The 3036-nt window shown below is 62.9% G+C and carries 3 protein-coding genes; all 3 read right to left on the reverse strand.

Annotated elements, in window-relative coordinates; genetic code table 11:
- Window positions 1–691: 691 nt before the first annotated feature.
- Window positions 692–1081, reverse strand: coding sequence for a hypothetical protein (locus tag FAF44_RS52615; RefSeq protein ID WP_237111022.1), 390 nt, complete (start codon window positions 1079–1081; stop codon window positions 692–694).
- A 210-nt stretch (window positions 1082–1291) separates the two neighbouring features.
- On the reverse strand, window positions 1292–2269 hold the full coding sequence (locus FAF44_RS52620; protein WP_237111023.1) for a hypothetical protein: 978 nt from the start codon (window positions 2267–2269) through the stop codon (window positions 1292–1294).
- A 451-nt stretch (window positions 2270–2720) separates the two neighbouring features.
- Window positions 2721–2987 (reverse strand): transposase, encoded by a 267-nt coding sequence (locus FAF44_RS56590; protein WP_368857804.1) that lies wholly within the window; start codon window positions 2985–2987, stop codon window positions 2721–2723.
- Window positions 2988–3036 lie beyond the last annotated feature (49 nt).

Genomic DNA, 3036 nt, shown 5'->3' on the forward strand with positions numbered 1-3036 from the left:
GACGGCATCGGCGACCACCACCCGCCCTACTGGGGGCCAGACCAAGTACGAGAAAAGGGGTAGGGTCCTGCCCTGCCTGAGATATCGCTGATCAGTGGGAACGGCGGCGGGACGCCAGCACCTCGGTGACCTTGGCGATGGCTTCGGCGCCGGGTTTGACAGCGCGCATGGCGGTGCGCGGGTTCTTGTGGCGGGTCTTGCCCATGATGAGGGCTGAGACAGCGCAGGCCGCGCAGGAGTTGATTGTAGGTGCGGTTGTCCGGCCTGAGAATCTGCGCATCGGGGCAGAGTGGGCGTCCAGGCGGGCGGTCAGCGCCTTGCGAGGCGGACCAGGAAGACCGTGGCGGCGATGAGAAGTACCGCGGCTACCAGGAACGGCCATGGACTCCACGCCTCTATGCATGACGTGTCCGTGCCCGTGGTCTCGCACACCTGCCCAGGCCCCCCACGGTTCAACCAGGCCAGATAGAGCACCGTCACGCCGAGACCACTCGGAACCGCGGCAGCCGAGTGGTCTCGGAGGGGCCTGAGCAGGATTCCCGCTACAGCGAGCACACAACCCACGAGCAGTAGTACAAGTCCGATCGTGAGGATCGACGCGAACCCGAGGCCGAGGAGGACTCCCACGGCTGCCCACCAGGCGAACGCCCAGAGTGCTGGACGATGCCTCGAGTTCGGTGACGAGATGTGCTCAGCCTCCATCGGGAGCTCCCGAGTTGTCTGCGGCATCGAGGTTGAAGACCACTTTCCAACCCGTCGCGGCGTCCCTTGCGAGGTGCACCAGGAATACCGGCGAGTCCGTCTTCAGATCATAGTTCTCGATACAGTCGGTGGTCGGCGCCGAGGTTGAGCTCTCGGCAGCCACCTCGGTACGGCACATCTTGCCGAGGATGGAGACGGTGGCATTGTCTCCATCCTCGAGCACTTCACCCAATGACACCTCACCTGTGACCTTCGGCAGGGTTCCGGGCCCCTGTCCGAGCGTGACGGCCTCCAAGAGCACCCGCTGGCTCGGGACAACGAGCGGGATCGCGGCCTTAAAGTCACCACGAGCGACGGCGCGCGTGTACTCCAGTGCCACCCGTCCCGACCCGGAGTCGACCGCACTCGGCGATGTGGGCCCAGAGGTCGCGCCCGTCTGGTCGACGCAGGCTGTCACGCAAGAGATCAGCAGTACCCCAGTGAGCCAGGCAGTCAGTGTCCGTCGCGCAATGGCCTGGCTCACCAGGCAGCCCGCTTGCGGCCGACGTCAGAACCGCCCGGGGCTGGACCGAGTGGACCCCGGGGGACGTCAGAACGGGTAGGACGCACCAGTCTGTTTACCATGATGGACGAGGTTCGTGCACGCGCCGCTCTTCGAGTCGCTCCAACTCCACGCTGAGCCTCCGTTCTTGTAACCCGTAACCGAGTCCTTGTGGTAGAAATCCGCTCGAGAGCTGGTCGGGAACCCGCAGGCCGCCCAGCCGGTTGGGCCAAGAATTGCGACGACCCACAGCGCGAACGACGTGTTCCTGAAGTGGACGTTGGCAGTCTTCTTCCAGCCATTGGACAGCGTGGAAAAACTGTCGGAGCTGGAGTAGATGTAAGTCTTGTCGAGACAGACTCCGCCGATGCAACCCTTAAAGGAGTCGCGTTTGTAGGCCCAATTACGCCAGGACGAGCTCGTCCATTTGAGCCCTACCTTCTGTGACGAGATAGTGATGTTGATCGGGTCGATCCAGGAGGTCTTCAGGTAGCGGGAATACGTAGTAGCGGCAGGTGCCACGACCCCGGTTTCGTCAGATGTGGCCGCGTCTCCTGTGGACGACACGTCGCTGGGGTCGGCGTCGCTCATGGCGTTCAGATCGGCGGCCTGTGATGTCGTCAGGTCGGCGACAAGGATATCGAACTCGCACGTCGCGGGGTTGTAGGCCACTTCTTCGGTGAATGTCGTCCGGCTCGAATCGGGCGGTGTCTCGTCTGAGCCGGGGAGCGTACAACCGCCATCTTCCTCGCGTGTCCCCGCGACGCGAGACATCTCGCCACTTGCGCCCACGCTGCGAAGCATGGACTTGTACTCGATCCAGCCGTCCGGCAGTACTTTGATCCCTACGGTCGACAACGCGTCGGTCACGTCTTGCCCGCTGTTGTCGGCCGGCGCAGGGTCCTGAGGCGTCGCATAGGACGTTCCCTGGGCTGCCACCAAACAACAAACGGTGATGGCGGCAATGAACGCGGACGCCTTTGCCGTCCGCCTCGCACCTAATGGAACGCGCGCCAATTTTCTCACAGCGATATCTCCTTGGGGTGAGATGGGTTGAGCACTCGCGGCCCGCGACGTTCTGACGCCACAGGTCGCCCTCATTGCTCGTTGCTCGCCGGCCATTCGCTGATGCATGACCCCGGCCTGTTTCCGCTGCCTGATCATCATCGGTCACCAAGCCATTGTCAAGAATTGGATGAGAGGACTCGAATAGCTGCTCGTCGGAATTCGTTGCTTCGAATGAGGGGCAGAGTCACATACTGAGAGACCTTTCCTGTCTGATGTGTGACATCGTCGGGAGAATGTGACTCAAGTCACCGACATGAAAGGCTGGAGTAAGCATTCACGTCCAGCGCGTTTCGAGTCTCGATGATCGCGCTGTGTGATCGTCTCGAGGTGTGCGGGAGTACGGTTGCTGTCCGTAGCGTCAAGCCGTGGCTGAGTCGGGCGGCATCCAGAGGTTGCCGAGGAGCGCGTCTCATAGGACTGTCATGACATCGAGGCCATGTTTGATCGCGATGGACAGGTAACCGCGAATGGCGTACCGATGCCGGGTGTGCTGCTCGGAGCGGAGTCCGCCGGAGATCTTCTGCTGGGTCTTGGCCGGTCGCAAGTCGCGCTCAGCCGGGTTGTTCGTGGGTGGGATCCGGAGGTCATGGGCGAAGCGCAGGACATCGCCGGCGCGGTCGCGCAGTTCGACCTGCTGCACCGCGCCCGCCGTGGCGACCTCTACGTCTACCCTCACTCCATGACCCGCCCGGGTGGTGGCATCCAGAGCAGCGATCTCGTGGCGC

Origin of the sequence: Nonomuraea sp. MG754425 (assembly GCF_021699195.1) — a bacterium.
In the GTDB taxonomy this organism is placed as follows: Bacteria; Actinomycetota; Actinomycetes; order Streptosporangiales; family Streptosporangiaceae; genus Nonomuraea.